Annotated in this window: 15 protein-coding genes; 7 read left to right on the top strand and 8 right to left on the bottom strand. The window is 45.7% G+C overall.

The genetic code is table 11. The annotated features are described in order from the left end of the window. Window positions 1-144 precede the first annotated feature (144 nt). Entirely contained in the window at window positions 145-1,416 is a 1,272-nt protein-coding gene (gene hemA, locus K339_RS0124070) for a glutamyl-tRNA reductase (RefSeq protein ID WP_028525893.1), read from the bottom strand. A gap of 337 nt (window positions 1,417-1,753) precedes the next feature. Here hemA and K339_RS0124065 point away from each other — a divergent pair, with 337 nt between their 5' ends. Next, window positions 1,754-2,947 (top strand): ATP-binding protein, encoded by a 1,194-nt coding sequence (locus tag K339_RS0124065; protein WP_028525892.1) that lies wholly within the window; start codon window positions 1,754-1,756, stop codon window positions 2,945-2,947. 4 nt (window positions 2,948-2,951) lie between these two features. On the opposite strand, the gene K339_RS0124060 is transcribed toward K339_RS0124065, so the two are convergent. Then, window positions 2,952-4,025, bottom strand: coding sequence for an endonuclease/exonuclease/phosphatase family protein (locus K339_RS0124060; RefSeq protein ID WP_028525891.1), 1,074 nt, complete (start codon window positions 4,023-4,025; stop codon window positions 2,952-2,954). Between the two features lie 360 nt (window positions 4,026-4,385). Here K339_RS0124060 and atpD point away from each other — a divergent pair, with 360 nt between their 5' ends. The 3 genes from atpD to K339_RS0124045 all read left to right on the top strand — a co-directional run bounded on the left by atpD (window position 4,386) and on the right by K339_RS0124045 (window position 7,911). Beyond that, entirely contained in the window at window positions 4,386-5,906 is a 1,521-nt protein-coding gene (gene atpD / locus K339_RS0124055; RefSeq protein WP_028525890.1) for a F0F1 ATP synthase subunit beta, read from the top strand. A 78-nt stretch (window positions 5,907-5,984) separates the two neighbouring features. Beyond that, window positions 5,985-6,224 (top strand): ATP synthase F1 subunit epsilon, encoded by a 240-nt coding sequence (atpC, locus tag K339_RS0124050; RefSeq protein ID WP_028525889.1) that lies wholly within the window; start codon window positions 5,985-5,987, stop codon window positions 6,222-6,224. 157 nt (window positions 6,225-6,381) lie between these two features. Next, window positions 6,382-7,911 carry a 4Fe-4S binding protein gene (locus K339_RS0124045; RefSeq protein ID WP_028525888.1) on the top strand — a complete coding sequence of 510 codons (1,530 nt, stop codon included), beginning with the start codon at window positions 6,382-6,384 and terminating at the stop codon, window positions 7,909-7,911. A gap of 66 nt (window positions 7,912-7,977) precedes the next feature. Here the strand turns inward: K339_RS0124045 and K339_RS0124040 are convergent, their stop codons facing one another. The 3 genes from K339_RS0124040 to K339_RS0124030 all read right to left on the bottom strand — a co-directional run bounded on the left by K339_RS0124040 (window position 7,978) and on the right by K339_RS0124030 (window position 11,066). Then, window positions 7,978-9,621 (bottom strand): anti-sigma factor, encoded by a 1,644-nt coding sequence (locus K339_RS0124040; RefSeq protein WP_169731896.1) that lies wholly within the window; start codon window positions 9,619-9,621, stop codon window positions 7,978-7,980. A gap of 45 nt (window positions 9,622-9,666) precedes the next feature. Further along, window positions 9,667-10,212: an RNA polymerase sigma factor gene (locus K339_RS0124035; protein WP_028525886.1), complete on the bottom strand. Its 546-nt coding sequence runs from the start codon at window positions 10,210-10,212 to the stop codon at window positions 9,667-9,669. A gap of 197 nt (window positions 10,213-10,409) precedes the next feature. Continuing rightward, on the bottom strand, window positions 10,410-11,066 hold the full coding sequence (locus K339_RS0124030; RefSeq protein WP_028525885.1) for a bifunctional 4-hydroxy-2-oxoglutarate aldolase/2-dehydro-3-deoxy-phosphogluconate aldolase: 657 nt from the start codon (window positions 11,064-11,066) through the stop codon (window positions 10,410-10,412). A gap of 100 nt (window positions 11,067-11,166) precedes the next feature. Between K339_RS0124030 and K339_RS0124025 the strand changes: the two genes are divergently transcribed. Continuing rightward, entirely contained in the window at window positions 11,167-11,691 is a 525-nt protein-coding gene (locus K339_RS0124025; protein WP_028525884.1) for an NADPH-dependent FMN reductase, read from the top strand. A 40-nt stretch (window positions 11,692-11,731) separates the two neighbouring features. On the opposite strand, the gene ileS is transcribed toward K339_RS0124025, so the two are convergent. Both ileS and K339_RS0124015 read right to left on the bottom strand, forming a co-directional pair. After that, window positions 11,732-15,247, bottom strand: a complete 3,516-nt coding sequence (gene ileS, locus K339_RS0124020; RefSeq protein ID WP_028525883.1) for an isoleucine--tRNA ligase — start codon at window positions 15,245-15,247, stop codon at window positions 11,732-11,734. A gap of 144 nt (window positions 15,248-15,391) precedes the next feature. Further along, window positions 15,392-16,108 carry a head GIN domain-containing protein gene (locus K339_RS0124015; protein WP_028525882.1) on the bottom strand — a complete coding sequence of 239 codons (717 nt, stop codon included), beginning with the start codon at window positions 16,106-16,108 and terminating at the stop codon, window positions 15,392-15,394. A gap of 170 nt (window positions 16,109-16,278) precedes the next feature. Here K339_RS0124015 and K339_RS34635 point away from each other — a divergent pair, with 170 nt between their 5' ends. Continuing rightward, window positions 16,279-16,722, top strand: a complete 444-nt coding sequence (locus K339_RS34635) for a DUF6934 family protein (protein WP_051398213.1) — start codon at window positions 16,279-16,281, stop codon at window positions 16,720-16,722. A gap of 2 nt (window positions 16,723-16,724) precedes the next feature. Further along, window positions 16,725-16,874, top strand: a complete 150-nt coding sequence (locus tag K339_RS37275; protein WP_157607723.1) for a hypothetical protein — start codon at window positions 16,725-16,727, stop codon at window positions 16,872-16,874. Between the two features lie 163 nt (window positions 16,875-17,037). On the opposite strand, the gene K339_RS36200 is transcribed toward K339_RS37275, so the two are convergent. Beyond that, window positions 17,038-18,099 carry a mechanosensitive ion channel domain-containing protein gene (locus tag K339_RS36200; RefSeq protein WP_051398212.1) on the bottom strand — a complete coding sequence of 354 codons (1,062 nt, stop codon included), beginning with the start codon at window positions 18,097-18,099 and terminating at the stop codon, window positions 17,038-17,040. Between the last annotated feature and the right edge of the window lie 272 nt (window positions 18,100-18,371).

Here is an 18,371-nt window from a genome sequence, read left to right as displayed (position 1 = left end):
CGACTGATAGAATGTCGAGTGCAGAGGGCAGAATGTCGAATTTTTAGCCGTGCTGAGGGTTGCTCACATGTGCTGAGGGTTGCTCACAACCCGACTGATAGCAAAACTGGAAACCCGAAACTGCCAACCCGAAACAAACACCCACTAACGGCGCTCAGGTTGTTGTTCGAGGTTAAATAAGTCATTCAACACATCAATCAACGTCTCGGCTTCGCCGCGTTTACAAGCGGCTTTTAATTGAAGAACGGGCAGCTTAATGATTTTTTGCATCATGCTCGACGTGATTTTGTCAATTTTCGTGGCTTCGTCCTCGCTCAAGTTTTTCATAAAGCGCGCCATTTCCTCTTGACGAATCTGCTCAAGGGCATTTTTTAGCTTTTGAATCGTTGGCGATACCACCATTTCTTTTGACCAATCGCTAAACTCTTCCAATGCTTGGTCAATAATCGTATGTACTTGCGGCACTGATGCCAAACGGCGGTCGAGCGCTTCGTTGGCTTTGGCCTGAATATTGTCGATGTTATAAACAATTACCCCAGGTACTTGCTCGGCATCAGCAGACACGCTGCGAGGCACCGACAAATCAACCACGTATTTGAACGAGTGAAGTGGTTTCTTTTGAAGAAGCGCTTTGTTGATAAAAGGCTCATCACGCAGAATCGACGAAATCACTACGTCTGCTTTGAGGATTTCCTCTTCCACATTCTCAAAATCAGCCACGCCAAAACCCAACTCGTTGGCCAGCTGCTCCGCTTTAGCCCGAGTACGGTTGATGACGGTGATATTTGTGTATTCTTTTTCTTTCAAATTGCGACAAACGTCGGTTCCAATTTCTCCAACTCCCAACACCAAAATCGACGGATTCGCTTTCAACGCCGTTGCGTGTTCGATTAGCTCTACTGCCACGTACGACGTAGAAGCGGCACCATCGCGGAAAGAAGTTTCTTGGGCAACGCGCTTGTTGGCAAAGAAAATAGTGTGAAGCAAACGGTGTAAAAACGGCCCTGCCATACCCAAATCAACCGACCACTGATACGCGTGTTTTACTTGGTTCGGAATTTGCATATCGCCTACTACTTGCGAGTGCAGGCCCGTGGCTACTTCAAACAAGTGACGAGCGGCTTGGTTTTGCTCGGTATAGTCTATGAAATAAGGAAGATAGGCTTCGGTATTGGTCAGCCCTTTTTGAATAAGCAGTAATTTGGCAATATCAACGTTACAGTTGGCCGCCGCATTGTAATAGATTTCGGTACGGTTACAAGTCGAAACCACCAAAATATCTGTCCCACCGAAGAACTCTTGCACTTTGAGCATCAAGCCTTTGGCTTCATCTTCATTTAATGCAATTTGCTCACGAATCTCTAGTGGGGCTGTTTTATACGAAATGCCAACGCTTCTAAACTGTAAATATTCCATGTCACTTGCCAGAAAAAAGTTCACAAAGTTACCTCAAACAACGCGTTTTGAAGAATTAAAATCCGAGTAAAAAATAATTTAGAATGAGTATAAACTACTAAAAGAAGTTACACCGCAATTAGAACCATTTTCAAAATTCAAAAGATGACTTTATACGGGTTGTAAAACTGATTTTTGTCATATTTTGGATAGTCATCAAAAACTTTTTCCTTTGACAGCCCAATTCACAAGGTATATGTTTACTTTTTGATTTTTCGTTCAATATTACATACGACTTACAAAAGCAATTAGATGCTTGTGTTGTACTTATTTTACAAAAAAAATTTCGGTATCCTCCATGAAATTTCCAACGATAGACATTTACAGCCAAAAAAACGTGTACCAATTATTTATTGGTGTCAACTTGGCGCTTATCGGTATCGCTTCGATTTTTTATACCTACAACATCGTTGACAACCTCGATACCCGCGAACACCGACAGCTCGCTATCTTTGCCCAACTTATTGAATACCAAGCCAATCACCCCGACTTAACTGAAGATTATACCAAACTTTTCGAAATCGTTAGGGAAAATATCAAACAAAGCCGAATCCCGACGGTATTGGTCAGTGAAGACATGCAACCCCAAGGCGACATCAATCTCGACATTCCCAGCAACGCTTCGGAAGCCGAGCACACCCGACTTTTGAAGGAAGCCTTTGAAGAAATGAAAGAGGAAAATCCTCCTATTGTGGTTGATGTCATGGGGACAAAACAATACATCTATTACAGCGACTCCCCCTTGTTGGTACAAATGCGCTATTACCCCTACGCCCAGCTTCTAAGCTTACTCGTGTTGGCATTTTTGGCATACCTCATTTTCAGTTCATCAAGGGCTGCCGAACAAAACCGCGTATGGGTAGGGCTCGCTAAGGAAACTGCTCACCAGCTAGGCACGCCCATTGCGTCGCTGATGGGTTGGGTATCATTTTTCCGAACCGACCCCGACCGCTATCCAGAAGAATACACCCGCGAAATTGAGAAAGACATCAACCGACTCGAAATGATTACGGCCCGTTTCTCCAGCATCGGTTCGGCACCTACCATGAAGTACGAAAAGATGGTAGAAGTCGTTGGCCCATTCTTAGACTACCTCAAGCGGCGTATTTCCACAAAAGTCAAACTACAGTTTATCAACGAGTTAGATAACGAACGCTCGATGTACCTCAACCGTAATTTGTTTGAATGGGTAGTAGAAAATATTTGTAAAAACGCCGTCGATGCCATGACGGGCGCAGGCGAGCTCAACGTGCGAATGTTTGCCCTCAATAAACAGGAAGTCGCTATCGACATCAGCGACACAGGGAAAGGAATTCCGCGCGGCAGTTGGCAAAAAGTTTTTAAACCTGGCGTAAGTACCAAAAAACGGGGCTGGGGGCTAGGTTTGACGCTGGCCAAACGGATTGTGGAGGAATATCATGGCGGGAAATTATACGTCAAATCTTCCGAAGTAGGTAAAGGCACCACCTTCCGAATCATATTACGAAGGTGACGCCTTATTCCGTCGCTGGGCCTTCATCTCGCGTTTCTTTCTCTATCTTTTCTTGGGCTATTTGCTCTTCTTCCGCTGTCGGTTGCGGCTCGTCGTGTACCAGCACCGCCTTGGGTTCATACTGTAATTTTATATACATCGGAAAATGATCCGAACCACTGTTCTGAAGGCGGGCTACTTTGATAAGCGTAAAATCGGTAGAACAAAAAACATGGTCGAGCGGAAAACGCAAAAAGGGAATTTTGGCATGGAAGGTATTGAAGAAACCTCTGCCACGGCGCGGGTCGAGTAAACCGCTCATTTTCTGAAACAAATCGGTGGTGTAACTCCACGCTACGTCGTTCAAATCCCCACAAACAACAACAGGTTTTTTGCTTGTTTTCGCAAGTTCGGCGATGAGCAACAACTCCTTGTCTCGCTCCGTCGAGCGGGGGTTCTCTTGCGGAACGGGCGGGGTAGGGTGAATACAAAACAACTGTATTTGTTCTCCCGACCGAAGTTGTATGTTGGCATGAATTGAAGGAATACCTTCTTCGACCAAATAATGCACCTTTGCGTTAAGCAGCGGCAGTTTGGAGTAAAGAAGCATTCCGTAGGTATTTTCCAACGGAACATGTACTAGATGCGGGTATTTTTCTTCCAACGAGCGCACATTTTCTTGCCACCACAAGTCTGTCTCCGCCAATAAAATAATGTCGGAATCTACTTTTTGGGCAAGTTTAAGAAAACGACTGGCATTGCGGTTATACTGATACACATTCCACATCATCATGCTCAGGGTACGGTCGGCATTGATGATGCGCGTTTTTATCAATTGTTTTGGAGCAAACGGAGTAAAAGGATACACTTGCCAAACCAAATACCCCAGCATTGCGACGAGTGACACAACCACTCCCCAATCCAACCACGACGCCACCGACATAACGGCCACGTACCATACAAGTACCACCAGCCCAAGGAAAAATTTCTGTAAACGCGGAAATTCAGCTACCCGAAAAGTCCAATAATCACTTCGGACAAACGGAAGTAAGGTTGCCAAGAGCAGAAGGCTCGCCGATAGTTGCAAATAGAGTTTCAAGCGGTAGGAGTGGTAACTTTTACAAGGTTACTAACAAATTACAGTTAAGTCAACAGTCGCCCTCTTTAATTTGTTTGTTATGATTTGGATTTATAATACTCCGATTTATAGGGCAAACTCGTTTTCGCACAACAATTTTGAATAAAATAGCGCATTTCTATAAAAAATATCCAAAATAGAGATAACTGAATTTTGGCTTTCAGAAAACAAACGCCTAATTTTGCGGCCTGAAAGGATGAGTTAATAGTTATCCGCGTATCCGTTGAGTGGAATTCCTTCAAAATTAGCGGGTAACGATAACATTAACGGACAACCGCAGCGGCGGAACGCAAACAACTAATAACGCTTATTTAACAAATAATGGCAAACACAACAAGCATAGGCAAAGTAACGCAGGTGATTGGCCCCGTTGTGGACGTGAGTTTTGAAGGGGAAGGCAATCGCTTACCAGCTATCCTTGACGCTTTGGCAGTAATCAAGCCCAACGGACAAACGGTAGTTTTGGAATGTCAGCAGCACCTTGGCGAAGACCGCGTGCGCACCATCGCGATGGATAGTACAGAAGGTATCCAACGTGGCATGGAAGTAACAAACATGGGTGGCCCCATCTTGATGCCCATCGGCGACGATATCAAAGGCCGTCTATTTAACGTAGTAGGTGATCCTATCGACGGACTAAAGCCTGTTGATAAGTCAAACGGACTTTCGATTCACCGCGCTGCTCCTAAGTTTGAGGATTTGGCAACTGCTACCGAAGTACTTTATACAGGTATCAAAGTAATCGACTTGTTGGCTCCTTACGTAAAAGGGGGTAAAATCGGTCTCTTTGGTGGTGCGGGTGTAGGTAAAACCGTATTGATTCAAGAGCTTATCAACAACATTGCAAAGGCATACGCAGGTTTGTCGGTATTTGCAGGGGTGGGTGAGCGTACACGTGAAGGAAACGACCTTATGCGTGAAATGATTGAAGCTGGTATCATGAAATACGGAGAAGGCTTCAAACACAGCATGGAAGAAGGTGGCTGGGATTTGAGCAAAGTTGATTACGACGTACTCAAAGATTCTCAAGCGACGTTCGTGTTTGGTCAGATGAACGAACCTCCAGGAGCGCGTGCTCGTGTGGCATTGTCAGGTTTGACAATCGCTGAGTACTTCCGTGACGGAGATGGTACAGGCCAAGGTCGCGATATTCTTTTCTTTATTGATAACATCTTCCGCTTTACACAAGCAGGTTCTGAGGTATCAGCCCTTTTGGGACGTATGCCATCAGCGGTAGGTTACCAACCTACACTTGCTACGGAAATGGGTGCCATGCAAGAGCGTATCACGTCAACAAAACGTGGTTCAATTACATCAGTACAGGCCGTTTACGTACCTGCCGATGACTTGACTGACCCTGCTCCAGCAACGACATTTGCCCACTTGGATGCAACAACGGTATTGAGCCGTAAAATTGCTGAGTTGGGTATCTATCCTGCGGTAGATCCACTAGATTCTACAAGCCGTATTCTTTCGGCCGAAACCCTCGGTGATGCCCACTACAACTGTGCGCAGCGCGTAAAACAAATCTTGCAACGTTACAAAGAATTGCAAGACATCATCGCCATCTTGGGTATGGAAGAATTGTCGGAAGAAGATAAGCAAACGGTAAACCGCGCTCGTCGTGTACAACGTTTCTTGTCACAACCGTTCTTCGTAGCAGAGCAGTTTACAGGTTTGAAAGGTGTATTGGTTGATATCAACGATACCATCAAAGGCTTTAATCAAATCATCGACGGAGCTTACGATCACCTTCCTGAATCGGCCTTCAACTTGGTTGGTACCATCGAAGATGCTATCGAAAAAGGTGAGCGTTTGTTGAAAGAAGCTGCGGGAAAATAATTTGAAAATGAGTTGATTTGAAAATTTGGAAATAGAGCGTTTATCTTTCAAATTTTCAAATTTTCAAATTGATACACTATGACACTAGAAATCATCACTCCCGACAAAAAAGTCTTTTCAGGTGAGGCTACTGCGGTAACATTTCCTGGTACGGAAGGTCAGTTTCAAATTTTGAACAACCACGCCGCGCTTGTAAGTACACTTGGAAAAGGCAGTATCATCATTGAAGGTAACGGCAAAGAAACCTTTACCGTAGATGGTGGTGTGGTAGAAGTATTAAATAATAAAGTATTGGTGTTGGCGGAAGCAATTTTGTAAACATCACTTTGTAACATACGCTAAAGCGCGAGGCAACCTGTCTCGCGCTTTTTGTTTTTCCACCTTCCCGAAAGTTTGGTTACCTTCCCGAAAGTTCTAAAACTTTCGGGAAGGTGAAGAGGTTTTCCCGTATCTTCGCCATAAATACTTGAAGAACATGGCATTTCTATCTCGGTTGGGTTTATATCTACTTTTAGCAGGTTTTGGGCTGTGGCTATACACCCTTACCCTCAATGAATTTACCCTCACTCCTACCCTGATTTCTTCCCAACTCAAACCCGAACACCAAGCTACACTGGGGGTACGTTTGCAGCCTTTGGTTCAAAAAACCTTCCAATCGGGTTGGGAGTTTACGTATGCCTTTGATACCATTCTCAATAACCTTAACAACGAATACCGCACTGCCCAACAATGGGACAAAGTCATCTACGATGAGTACAGCTTCGCCATAACCAAAGCCGCCGCCTCAGGTTCGCTCAAACAGCAGCCTTGGTTATGGTTTGGGCTCACGTTTGGGCTGATTGTCGTTGGCGCTCTCTTGTTTATTCTTCCCGCGCTTACCCAATTGGCAGGCAATAAAAACAACGGTATTTTTCATGATGCTTCAACCAACCGTGGGTGGATTGCCAAAATTATCGGCGCCTTTCTTATTCTTTTTTACATTACGCTGTATTATTATCCTCAATACTTAGCCAACTGGACAATGCTCGTTGACCCCATCAGCAAGGCACTCAACGGAGCAGAAGCGAGTCGGTGGTTTTTGTATGGGTTTATTTATACGGTTTGTGTCTTGGTCATGGGGGTAAGAATGGCCATCAAATACCGCCACAATCGCTACCAGCAAGTGCGGACGGCATCGGTAGTATTTTTTCAAACAGCCGTTGCCTTTCTCCTACCCGAAATCTTGGTGAGTCTCAACAAACCTTACTTCGATTTCAAAAATATTTGGCCGCTTGATTACGACTTTTTTTTCGATTATAACCTCAATAGCCTTCTCCAAAGCGGGAATTTAGGCATTTTTATGTTGGTTTGGGGCATTGCGTTGTTCGTTGTAGGGGTGCCTATTTTGACTTACTTTTTTGGGAAACGCTGGTATTGTTCATGGGTATGTGGCTGTGGTGGCTTGGCCGAAACCCTCGGTGATCCTTATCGACAACTTTCGGATAAATCTTTGGCGGCCTGGAAAATCGAGCGTTACCTGGTTCATGCAGTCTTGGGTGCGGCCGTTGTGATGACGGTCATGGTTTTATACACCTACTTTAGCGGTTCTTCCTCCGTACTTTTTATTGATAGCTACAGCGTACGTTCATTGTATGGTTTTTGGATAGGGGGGATTTTTGCGGGTGTTGTCGGAACGGGTTTATACCCAATGATGGGCAACCGCGTTTGGTGCCGTTTTGGGTGTCCGTTGGCGGCGTACCTTGGCATGTGGCAGCGAAAGAAATCGCGTTTTCGCATTACTACCAATGGCGGTCAGTGTATCTCTTGTGGCAATTGTTCGACCTACTGCGAAATGGGTATCGACGTGCGCGCTTACGCCCAACGCGGTCAAGACATCGTGCGTTCGTCGTGTGTAGGATGTGGCATTTGTTCAGCCGTTTGCCCGCGTGGTGTTCTCAACCTAGAAAATGCTTCTGAAAACTCTCGGGTTATGGTCGCTCCTGAGGTTTTACTTGGCAATAAGTAGTAAAAGTACATGGGAAGAACTTGGCAAACCGACCACAACTATGGCTCAGTTTGCCAAAAATGTCCACTAAAATCCATAACGAACTCCCGCGCCTACACCCATGAGCTGAGGACGAGCTTGGAAAGCGGCATTGGCTCGGGTTGCTGAACCCACCGACCGCTGATAATTCCCTGAAAGCAAAGTCGTCCAGCGCTTATTGACTTTATATTGAAGGCGCATACCTGTAGTAGCCGCAAACGATAAGCGGCGGTAAGGGCTGTCGTTGCCACTGACCGTCACGGTGTTATCCTGCCCCGTTTGGAAAGAGTTTTTCAAGAAAATATTATTGATAAATCCGCCCAAAAGCCACAAGGAAAACTTACGTTTGGGTTTGATAAGTGCAAATCCCGTTTGAACTGGCACTTGTAAAAACTGATACGAGTTGCTAATATCTTGGGTTGTGGTTAAGGTTTGTACCAGTGATTTATCCGAACCAATGGTCGCAAAATCATAGCGAGGGATATTATTATCACTCACATTAACGGCACTTTCAAGGCTATTAATATAGCTATTGCTCAATGTACTGAAGGCATTTATCCCCTGATAAACAGAGTTACCTTGAAGGTAATTGATGCCACTCTCCAACGACCAACGTGAGGATAACTGCACTCCCCCTTGCCACTGGAACGCGTAAGAAAGGGCCGAGCGGTTAGTACCTGAAGAAGCTCGTGCGGAGTTGTTGAAAGACGCCGATGTATTGTTATACAGGGGCGTATTGCTCGCCGCCAGTAGTCCTCGTCCTCCTATTTCAACGCCTGCATTGTAGCTTGCTGGCATCACCCCCACCGACGCCCAGTATTCTTTAGGCAACTGTTTGGGCTTTACAAAATCAATAGGGACAGAAGGGACAGCCACCCAAGGTTGACGCTTTGGATGCCCTAATAACTGCCGCATTTGTTTATTTTCTAAAAACGCCAATGTCATTTCTGGACTTACTTTTGTTGCTGATGGAGCAGCAATCTGCCCTCCTTCTGACAAAGCTGCCACTGGTATTTCGGGTGAAGTTCCTCCTTTCGCACCCATTTTTTCTCCGCTGCTAGGCGTTGCGGTTTGGGTCGTTGCCGAAGCTATTGTTTGTTCAGAAAAAGGCGGAATCAAAGCTGGTGTAGCAGGCCGCTTCGATTCTTGTCTCGCAGCTCTTACTTTTTGGCTTCCATTTCTTTTAGATGAAGTAGCCACAAGCCGAGAGGCTTCTCCCAACAAAGGTGCAGCAGCGACTTGTTCTTTTTCCCGTGTCACTTTCGTTGACGTCTCTGCCGCGACCTCAGGCCCAGTAGATTCGCTCTTGGTAGCCAAACTTGTTTTTGGCTCATTTTCGTTGGCTGGCGGCACACTTAGGCGTTCTGATTTAGTGGCCTCTACAGCACGTGGTTGTTGAGCCAATTCCGTCGAAGCAGCCACTGATTTTTCGGGAAGGTTGTTTTTTAGCCACCATCCACCCACGGCCAAAAGCAATGCGGTAACACTCGCCGCGGCCACCCAGCGGAGCTGCTGTGTCCGTTGCCAGAAAGGAATCACCATGACGCGCTCTTCTTCCTCCTCATCTAAGCGCGCCTCTATGCGCTCCCACAAAGCGGGAGGGGGCGTCTCAGAAGCGTCGTCGAAACGTCGCCGCCATTCGTTTTCAAATGTATGTTCTTCCGAAGAAGCCATGTTGGTTGTAGTATTCAATTGATGTACAAACTCTTTGTTTTTTTCCCACACTTCTTTTTCGCTCTACGAAGAGTTCGTATTGTTTGTTTCTAAAATCTTGGCTTGTAAAAGCTGCTTTGCCCGAGCGTATTGCGATTTGGAGGTACCTTCCGAAATTCCCAACATCTGAGCAATTTCGTTGTGTTGGTAACCTTCAATGGCATACAGATTAAAGACTGACTGACATCCCGCAGGCAGCTCACGCACCATGCCCAGGAGTTGCTGGTATTCCATGCCCGAAACGGTCGTTTCGCCCTCCGAAACCGCATCGGCATAGTCGTCCACATCGGCTTGGTCTAAATAGGCTTTTTCTTTCCGTAAATACGAAATCGACGTATTTATCATGATTCGCTTTATCCATGCCTCCAACGGACAATCGTAACGAAAGGTGTGTATTTGCGTAAAAACTTTCACAAATGCTTCTTGAAGTACGTCTTCGGCCTCGAAACGGCTACGGGTATAGCGCTGACAGACCGCAAACATCCGTCCAGCGAAGCGCTCATAGAGCGTTCGTTGGGCAATGCGGTCTTTATTTCGACACCCCTCAACTAGCGTACGTTCATCTTTCATGCAATCCGTTCTGACTTTATGACGCTATAGAAGCTAAAATGGTTGGAATCTACTTCAAAGTTTTTGTTTTGGGACACAAAGGGTCGGGTTTTGAGAAACCCTCAGCACACGAGAGGCGGGTTTTGAGAAACCCTTAGCACGCGAGAGGCGGGTTTTGAGAAACCCTTGGCACACAAGCAACCCTCAGCACGGGCACTTTACTTTACTAAGTCCAGCGCGTTTTTTACGCGAAGTTCGAGGGCATCCCAATCTTTCTTTTGGAGAATTTCGGGGGTAAGTAGGCGTGAGCCAATCCCTACTGCATCTGCGCCCGCGCCAAACCACGTACTCAGGCTTTCTTCAGTTGGTTCTACTCCGCCAGTCACGAGTACGGTCGTCCACGGCATAGGTGCTTTTAGGGCTTTCACAAACGAAGGCCCAAGCGTATCGCCTGGAAACAATTTGATGATTTCTACACCCCACGACTCTGCCGTTGAGATTTCGGTCAACGTAGCGCAGCCTGGCAAATAGCCTATTTTTCGGAGGTTGCACACTTTGGCAACGTCGGCATCGAAACTTGGGCTGACGATAAAATTGGCGCCTAGCTGTAAGTACAACGCCGCCGTGGCAGGGTCGATGATGGTTCCCACGCCTAAAATCAAATCGGGATAATCGGCACGGGCTGTTTTTACCAACTCCGCAAATAATTCATGGGCAAAATCTCCACGGTTGGTCAGTTCAAAAACCCGAATTCCTGCTTTGTAACAAGCGCTCAGGACATTTTTGCAAACATCCAAGTCTTGGCTGCTGAAAAGTGGAACAATAGGAACATCGAGTAAGGTTTGATATACGTGAAGACGAGAAAAACGAGCCATGTGTAGATAGTTTTTTGAGAAATCGCAATTTGGTTAACTTTTTCAGAACAATTTACGGTAAGTTTTGAGTTACATTTAAAAATATTTTCTCCAAAACTCTATGATTACCATTGTTGTAGGTACAAATCGCCGCCGTTCTAAATCGAAGCAGGTGGCTACTTTTTACCAAACCCTGCTTTCTGAACTCCATACCGAAAGTCAGATTTTAGATATTGCAGACCTTCCCGATGATTTCATTCGATCGGCTTTGTACGAAAACAACGGCAAAAATGAGTCTTTTAATGTATATCGCCAACTAATGAAGGAATCTGATAAATATGTTTTCATTGTCCCCGAGTACAACGGTTCTTTTCCTGGGGCGCTAAAAGTATTTATCGACGGGCTTGGCTACCCTAGCGAGCTGCTCCACAAAAAGGCAGCGTTGGTCGGAATTTCGGATGGCGTACAAGGGTCGGCTTTGGCACTGAGCCACTTAATCGACGTCTTTAACTATTTAGGAATGCACGTACTTGCCCAACGGGTCAAAATTCCGTTTATGAAAAAGAATTTTGTTGATGGTGAAGTCATTGACCCGCTCATCAATAAACTCCTCCGCGAACAAGCCGAATTATTGGTTAAATTTTAAATAATTGCGTTCGGGCTATCACCCGAACGCAATTGGCAGATTACACTACTTCAATCTTCACTTTGAGTAAAAACTCATCCATTTCGATTTCGGAAGCGCTACCGTTGAGGTCAGTAACGAGGTCGAGCTGAACGGCTTGTACTTCTTGGCAGATGTAGTTTTTGTTGGTCGCAACGGCATCGGCAAGCTCTGCGTTGTTGTTTTCCAACTGAATAGAAATTTTATCCGTAACTTCTAAGCCACTGTCTTTGCGCAAGTTTTGGATGCGATTGACAATGTCACGCGCAATTCCTTCGCGGCGTAACTCGTCGGTGATAGTAACATCAAGCGCTACGGTGAGGCTACCTTGGCTCGCTACCAACCACCCTGGTACGTCTTCGGTCAAGATTTCGATTTCGGCCAAAAGAATCTCAAACGTCGTATCGCCGCTTGTCAAAGTCACTTGTCCGTTTCTTTCAACTTCACGGATTTGCTCTTCGTTCATCGCGTTGATTACTTCGCCTACGGCTTTCATATTTTTGCCGTATTTAGGACCCAATGCTTTGAAGTTTGGCTTGATTTTCTTCTTTAAAATGCCCGAATCATCGCTCACAAACTCAACGCCTTTTACGTTGACTTCGCTCATGATGATAGGCGCTACGTGCTCAATTTGCTCACGAACTTTATCGCTCAATACAGGAATCAAGACTTTGGTCAACGGCTGACGTACCTTGATTTTGTGACCTTTGCGGAGCGAGTGTACCAACGAGCAGATGTCTTGCGCCAACTGCATTGATTGCTCCAACTCAGCATCTACCCAGAACTCGTCATATGTATGCCATTCAGTAAAATGCACCGATTCGTGTTTGAACGGCGTACTTTTCTCAATCGACTCTGTACGTACGTGGTCGGTAAGGTTACGGTACAGCCAATCAGCAAAGAAAGGCGCAATCGGCGACATCAATTGTGCTACAGCTGCCAAGCAATGTTGGAGCGTTTCGTACGCAGCACGTTTGTCTAACCCTATCCCCAGCCCTTCCCTTGTAGGGAAGGGAGCTTCATTCCCCTCCTTAACAGGGGAGGGGTCAGGGGTGGGGTTCCAAAAACGGCGACGATTGAGACGAACGTACCAGTTGGAAAGGTCGTCGCACACAAAATCTTGAATCAAGCGACCTGCTTTGGTCGGATTATAACCGTCAAATTGCTCACCCACGTTTTTCACAAGGGTGTAAACTTTTGAAATAATCCAGCGGTCAAGTTCGCTCAGTTGTTCGCGAGGAACGCGGTTAAATTGCTCTACTTTGTAGCCATCGAGGTTGGCATACAAAGCAAAGAAGTTATATGTATTAAACAACGTTCCGAAAAACTTCCGTTGCACTTCGGCGATGCCGTCGAGGTTAAACTTGAGGTTATCCCACGGCTCGGCATTGGTAATCATGTACCAGCGGGTCGCATCTGGGCCGTATTTGTCAATCGTTTCAAAAGGGTCGATGGCGTTACCCAAACGTTTCGACATTTTGTTGCCGTTTTTATCCAACACCAAGCCCGTCGAAACTACGTTTTCAAACGATACTGAATCAAACAATAAACCTGCGATGGCGTGGAGGGTAAAAAACCAACCGCGCGTTTGGTCAACACCTTCCGAAATAAAGTCGGCAGGGAACGACGTTTTGCTATCGCTTGCCGTACCGCCCATGCTTTGAGGGTACTTGTCGAGGTTTTCAAACGGAAAATGGAACTGCGCATACGGCATTGCCCCCGAGTCAAACCACACGTCGATGAGGTCTGGCTCACGGAACATCACTTTGCCTGAGTCCGACACCAAATAGATTTCGTCCACATAAGGACGATGTAAATCAAAGGCTTCCGTTCCTTTTGATTGTAAGAAAGACTCGTTTTTCGCTTGTTGCTCAGGACTAAGCACACCGCTGTCGATGGCTTTTTGAAGCTCATTGGTCAGCTCTTCTACGGAACCAATGCAAGCTTCTTCGCCACTGTCGCTGCGCCAGATAGGAAGCGGCGTTCCCCAGTAGCGGCTACGGCTAAGGTTCCAATCCACGAGGTTTTCGAGCCAGTTTCCAAAACGCCCCGTTCCTGTGCTTTCTGGATTCCAATTGATGGTTTTGTTGAGCTCTACCAAGCGGTCTTTTTTCTTGGTCGTCGCAATAAACCAGCTATCGAGCGGGTAGTACAACACGGGCTTGTCGGTACGCCAGCAGTGTGGGTACGGGTGCTCATATTTTTCCACTTTAAACGCCCGATTTTCTTCCTTCAATTTGATGGCGATAAGCACATCCGTTGGGCGGAAATCAGGCTCATTGCGTTCTTCGGTCGAGTAGTATTCTTCTTTGACAAAACGTCCACCAAATTCACCGATTTCTTTGACAAAACGTCCTTGACGGTCCACGATGGGTACTTCTTTGCCGCTTTCGTCGCGCACCATGATGGCAGGCACGCCGTTGGCTTTCGCCACGCGGAAGTCATCTGCTCCAAAAGTAGGTGAGGTATGAACTACCCCTGTACCATCTTCGGTCGTGACGAAATCGCCCAAAATAACGCGGAACGCTTTGTCGGCATCTTGGAGCGGTTGCACGTAAGGCAACAATTGCTCGTACTGAATGCCTTCAAGGTGTTCGCCTTTAAACTCCATCAATACCGACCACGGAATGACTTTGTCGCCGTCTTTGTAGGCCGCAAAATCGCCGTCTTTGCCTTTTTCCGAGAAATACTTTCCTACCAAATCTTTGGCCAATACGACATTGATTGGGAGGTAAGTGTAGGGGTTAAAGGTTTTGATGAGGACGTACGTAATGTCTTTTCCTACGGTCAACGCAGAGTTGGCAGGAAGCGTCCAAGGCGTGGTCGTCCATGCTAAAATATATACCTCATCGCTGTCGGCGGTATCAAACAAATAGGCCGATTTGCCCGTCAATTTTACTTTAAATTGGGCAACGATGGTGGTATCTTTAACATCTTTATAAGTGCCAGGCTGGTTCAACTCGTGCGAACTAAGCCCCGTCCCCGCCGCTGGAGAATACGGCTGAATGGTATAGCCTTTGTACAAAAGACCTTGGTCGTACAACTGCTTGAGCAACCACCAGAGGGTTTCGATATAGTCGTTTTTATAGGTCACGTACGGGTCATCCATGTCCACCCAATACCCCATTTTTTCGGTCATGGTGAGCCACAAATCGGTAAATCGCATGACGGCCTCGCGGCATTTTTTATTGTAATCTTCGATGCTGATTTTTACCCCGATGTCGTCTTTGCGAATGCCCAATTCTTTCTCTACTTGAAGCTCAATCGGTAGGCCGTGCGTATCCCAGCCCCCTTTACGCTTCACTTGGTAGCCTTGAAGGGTTTTGTAACGGCAGAAAATATCTTTGATGGTACGGGCCATCACGTGGTGAATACCTGGCGTCCCGTTGGCCGACGGAGGTCCTTCGTAAAACGTAAACGACGGTGATCCTTCCCGTACTTCGACTGATTTTTCAAATATTTGATTTTCTTTCCAGAACTGCAGGATTTCTTTCCCTACCTGCGCGTAGTCCAGACCTTTATACTCTTTGTAGTTCATTGGGCAATTTTTTTCGAGTAAAAAAATGCCGTTAATCGTTATTAATTAATCGTTAATCGTAGTTAAAGTATCCACAATTAACAGTTAACAGATAACCATTAACGACTTTTTCAAAAAGAGCTACAAAGGTAGGAATTTTTTGGCTTAATCTGGCTTTACGGTGCTTCCGCCCGAAATATTGGAGCGCAATTCGGGCGTGCCACGGTAGCGCAACGTACTTCCGCCGCTGGCGTTGACTCTCAAGGTTTTGCCCACCAATACACGGGCATTGCTTCCTCCTGAGAGGTCTAAATCGACGTTATCAACGGGATAATCGAAGGCATCAATGCGTGACGCTCCCGAAAGCTCGCCCGCAATCGTAAGTCCTTGGCCAAGCAAGGTGAGGTTAGAGGCGCCCGAAAGATCTACATTAACACGGTCCCAATCGCTGTCAATAACCGACTTAGACGCCCCCGACAACTCTACGTCGAGCGTGCGGCCGTTGGTAAAACCTTCGATGGTGGAAGTGGTAGCTCCTGAGAAATCAACCTCGGTGAGGGTAGGCATGGTAATGTCCACTTCCATTTCGTAGCGGCGCACGCGCCAATTGCGGTATTTCATCACTAACTTACCTGAGCGCTCAACGTACACCTCCAAATCTTGAATATCGCGGCGGTCGCCCTGCACCGAAATACTAAACTGCCCCGACTGACGAACGCTCACATCAAAGGCATTGCCCATTTCGAGCTGGTCAAAGTCGCGCAGGTTGTATGTCTGAGAACTAGGGTCGCGAGGGGTGAGGGTGCCTTCCGAAATGAAAACACAAGACTGAGCAAATACGGCAAGAAGCGCAAACAAGAAGAGGACTAATGACTTTTTCATAGCTAATCGAAACGTTTTTAATTGACTGTTTTGATGCTATGACAACTTAACAAAGCGCTTCCCCTATGCGTGTAGGGAGTTTTTTTAGGATTGGTGTACTGATGTGCTACGTTGTTTAAAGTAGGCTCAATCAAAAGTTTTCATAGCTTTGGGCTGAAAATGATGCCCGTATGGACAAGCCAAGCTACTCTTTCCGAAAAGTTAAACGAGAACTGATTTTTGAATTTGACAGTATCAGCGACACAAAAACTATCCACAAGGTAATTGCTTATGAACTTATTGATGAACAAACTCATATTTTCAACTTGTCGTTAGTAGATAAAGATGAGGAGGGACAAATCAGTGATTTGACTGTTAGTAATAATCAAGACATGGAGAAAGTACTGGCTACTGTTGTTAAGACACTACCTTTATTTTTTGATGAATTTGTGGATGCAAAAGTATTCTTTAAAGGCAGCACTCCTGCACGAACAAGACTCTATCAAATTGCTATCTCCAAATTTTTTGAAGATTTTAAACGAAATTTTGTCATTTGGGGTTTTATCAACAATACACCTCAGCCTTTTGAAAAAGGCACAGTTTACGAAGCATTTTTGATTGGAAAATTAGCTTAATCATGGAAAAGACTCCTACAAAAAAGAAAACTGCCAAGAAGGTAAAGCGTTATGCTACACTCGACGAAGCCCTCAAAACTAAAAATGATGAAGCTCGGACTTACCTCAAAAACGTAAAATGGCCCGAAGGTTTTGGGAAAATAGAGGTGTAATACCCTTTTTACAATGCCTGAGGGTTACTTCTTTTTCTGTTTAGGCTTCTTGTAGTACCTGCCACAACTGCTCATTTTGATATTCTATTGCGCCCAATGCTCTCAAACAGGTCAAACGCATTTAAAAGCAGACATTTGGCTAAGAAATAACCTTCAAATATGATTAGGTAGTAGTCATAGAAGGATACAGTTTGATTCCCTCCGTTCGCAGGCGGTTATTCATTTGCTGAATGACCTTTTCATATACCCCTCCGCTCAGTGCCGCAGGCGTTTGGTACGACAAGGTGATTTCGAGGCGGTCGCCGTTCCAGTCGGTTACTTTTACGTCGGGGGCAAGCTTCAATGTTTCATCGTTTAGCGTCCCCATTTGATCCAAAATAATGGCTTTTAGGTGCTCAGTGTCCACGTCAGAGGTGGTAAAAATCTTCAGCACCCGTTTTTCGTATCCCGCTCGGGTATGATTGATGATGGTACTGTTGAGCAGCGGCCCGTTGGGAATCATCACGCGGCGGCCATCGCCCGTATCCAAAACGGTATTGAACATCAAAATATCACGCACTTGCCCCGTGTAGCCTTGGGCGGTGATTTTTTCCCCCACTTTAAATTGCTTCATCAACAAGATGATAAAGCCTCCCGCAAAATTGGATAAACTCCCCTGAAGGGCAAAACCAATGGCCAACGTAGCCGCACTAAACAGGGCTACAATGCCCGTAACTCGAATTCCCAAAAAACCACCCGCAATCATAATGAGGGTAATTCGGAGGCTGATAAATAGCAAACTCTTTAAAAAACTCTTGACGGAGGGATCGATGGTACTGCGTTTGTCAATAAACGACTTGAGCGGTTTATCCAAAAAATTAATTAGCCCAAACCCCAAAATAAGTATCAGCGTCGCAATGCCCAGTTTAATCCCCCAACCGACGGTCATTTCGCCATATTCGACAAAATCGGCCTTCATACGGGCAATGTAAGATTTGGCGACCGAAGGGCAGACCGAGGTGTTTTCGTAAAAACGCACTTCCTCAACAATGAGTTTTTCAGAACGATTGTCATTAAAATACCCTTGTATTTCGACGTACATTCTATTTTCACCCGTTTGTTTCACTTCTTGGTACGCCTCCATGAGGTCTTTGTAGGCTTTTTGGGGCAAAACGTGCACAATTTTCCCCGTCTTACAATCACTGATGGTAGCCGTGTTATTGAGTTGAGAGAACATTCCTCGCATCGAAACACGGTTCAGGGTATCCTCAGAAAAAGAAGGCAGTTTAATCCCAGAAAGTGACTGACTATGAACAACAAAGGAGCCGATTATCAAGAAAAAAAGGAAAACAAATTGGGGTAATTTTGAACGTAGAAACAACATAGGCAGCATAATTAATCGTCGTTGGTAAGTATCAATAATAGAAAAAATTATGCCACTACCCATCCCAAAAGTTTTAAAACTTTCGAGATAAGCTCTTCTTTTTACCAAAAAAGAGTCGAGCAAGTGCCCGACTC

The sequence above is a fragment of the Runella limosa DSM 17973 genome (assembly GCF_000482465.1).
Lineage (GTDB): Bacteria > Bacteroidota > Bacteroidia > Cytophagales > Spirosomataceae > Runella > Runella limosa.
This window is presented reverse-complemented; position numbering and strand designations above follow the sequence as displayed.

Excerpts from the sequence above, each read along its gene's own strand:
- hemA (WP_028525893.1), bottom strand. The coding sequence starts at position 1,416 with ATGGAATATTTACAGTTTAGAAGCGTTGGCATTTCGTATAAAACAGCC.
- K339_RS0124065 (WP_028525892.1), top strand. The coding sequence starts at position 1,754 with ATGAAATTTCCAACGATAGACATTTACAGCCAAAAAAACGTGTACCAA.
- atpD (WP_028525890.1), top strand. The coding sequence starts at position 4,386 with ATGGCAAACACAACAAGCATAGGCAAAGTAACGCAGGTGATTGGCCCC.
- atpC (WP_028525889.1), top strand. The coding sequence starts at position 5,985 with ATGACACTAGAAATCATCACTCCCGACAAAAAAGTCTTTTCAGGTGAG.
- K339_RS0124045 (WP_028525888.1), top strand. The coding sequence starts at position 6,382 with ATGGCATTTCTATCTCGGTTGGGTTTATATCTACTTTTAGCAGGTTTT.
- K339_RS0124035 (WP_028525886.1), bottom strand. The coding sequence starts at position 10,212 with ATGAAAGATGAACGTACGCTAGTTGAGGGGTGTCGAAATAAAGACCGC.
- K339_RS0124030 (WP_028525885.1), bottom strand. The coding sequence starts at position 11,066 with ATGGCTCGTTTTTCTCGTCTTCACGTATATCAAACCTTACTCGATGTT.
- K339_RS0124025 (WP_028525884.1), top strand. The coding sequence starts at position 11,167 with ATGATTACCATTGTTGTAGGTACAAATCGCCGCCGTTCTAAATCGAAG.
- ileS (WP_028525883.1), bottom strand. The coding sequence starts at position 15,247 with ATGAACTACAAAGAGTATAAAGGTCTGGACTACGCGCAGGTAGGGAAA.
- K339_RS0124015 (WP_028525882.1), bottom strand. The coding sequence starts at position 16,108 with ATGAAAAAGTCATTAGTCCTCTTCTTGTTTGCGCTTCTTGCCGTATTT.
- K339_RS34635 (WP_051398213.1), top strand. The coding sequence starts at position 16,279 with ATGGACAAGCCAAGCTACTCTTTCCGAAAAGTTAAACGAGAACTGATT.
- K339_RS37275 (WP_157607723.1), top strand. The coding sequence starts at position 16,725 with ATGGAAAAGACTCCTACAAAAAAGAAAACTGCCAAGAAGGTAAAGCGT.
- K339_RS36200 (WP_051398212.1), bottom strand. The coding sequence starts at position 18,099 with ATGCGAGGAATGTTCTCTCAACTCAATAACACGGCTACCATCAGTGAT.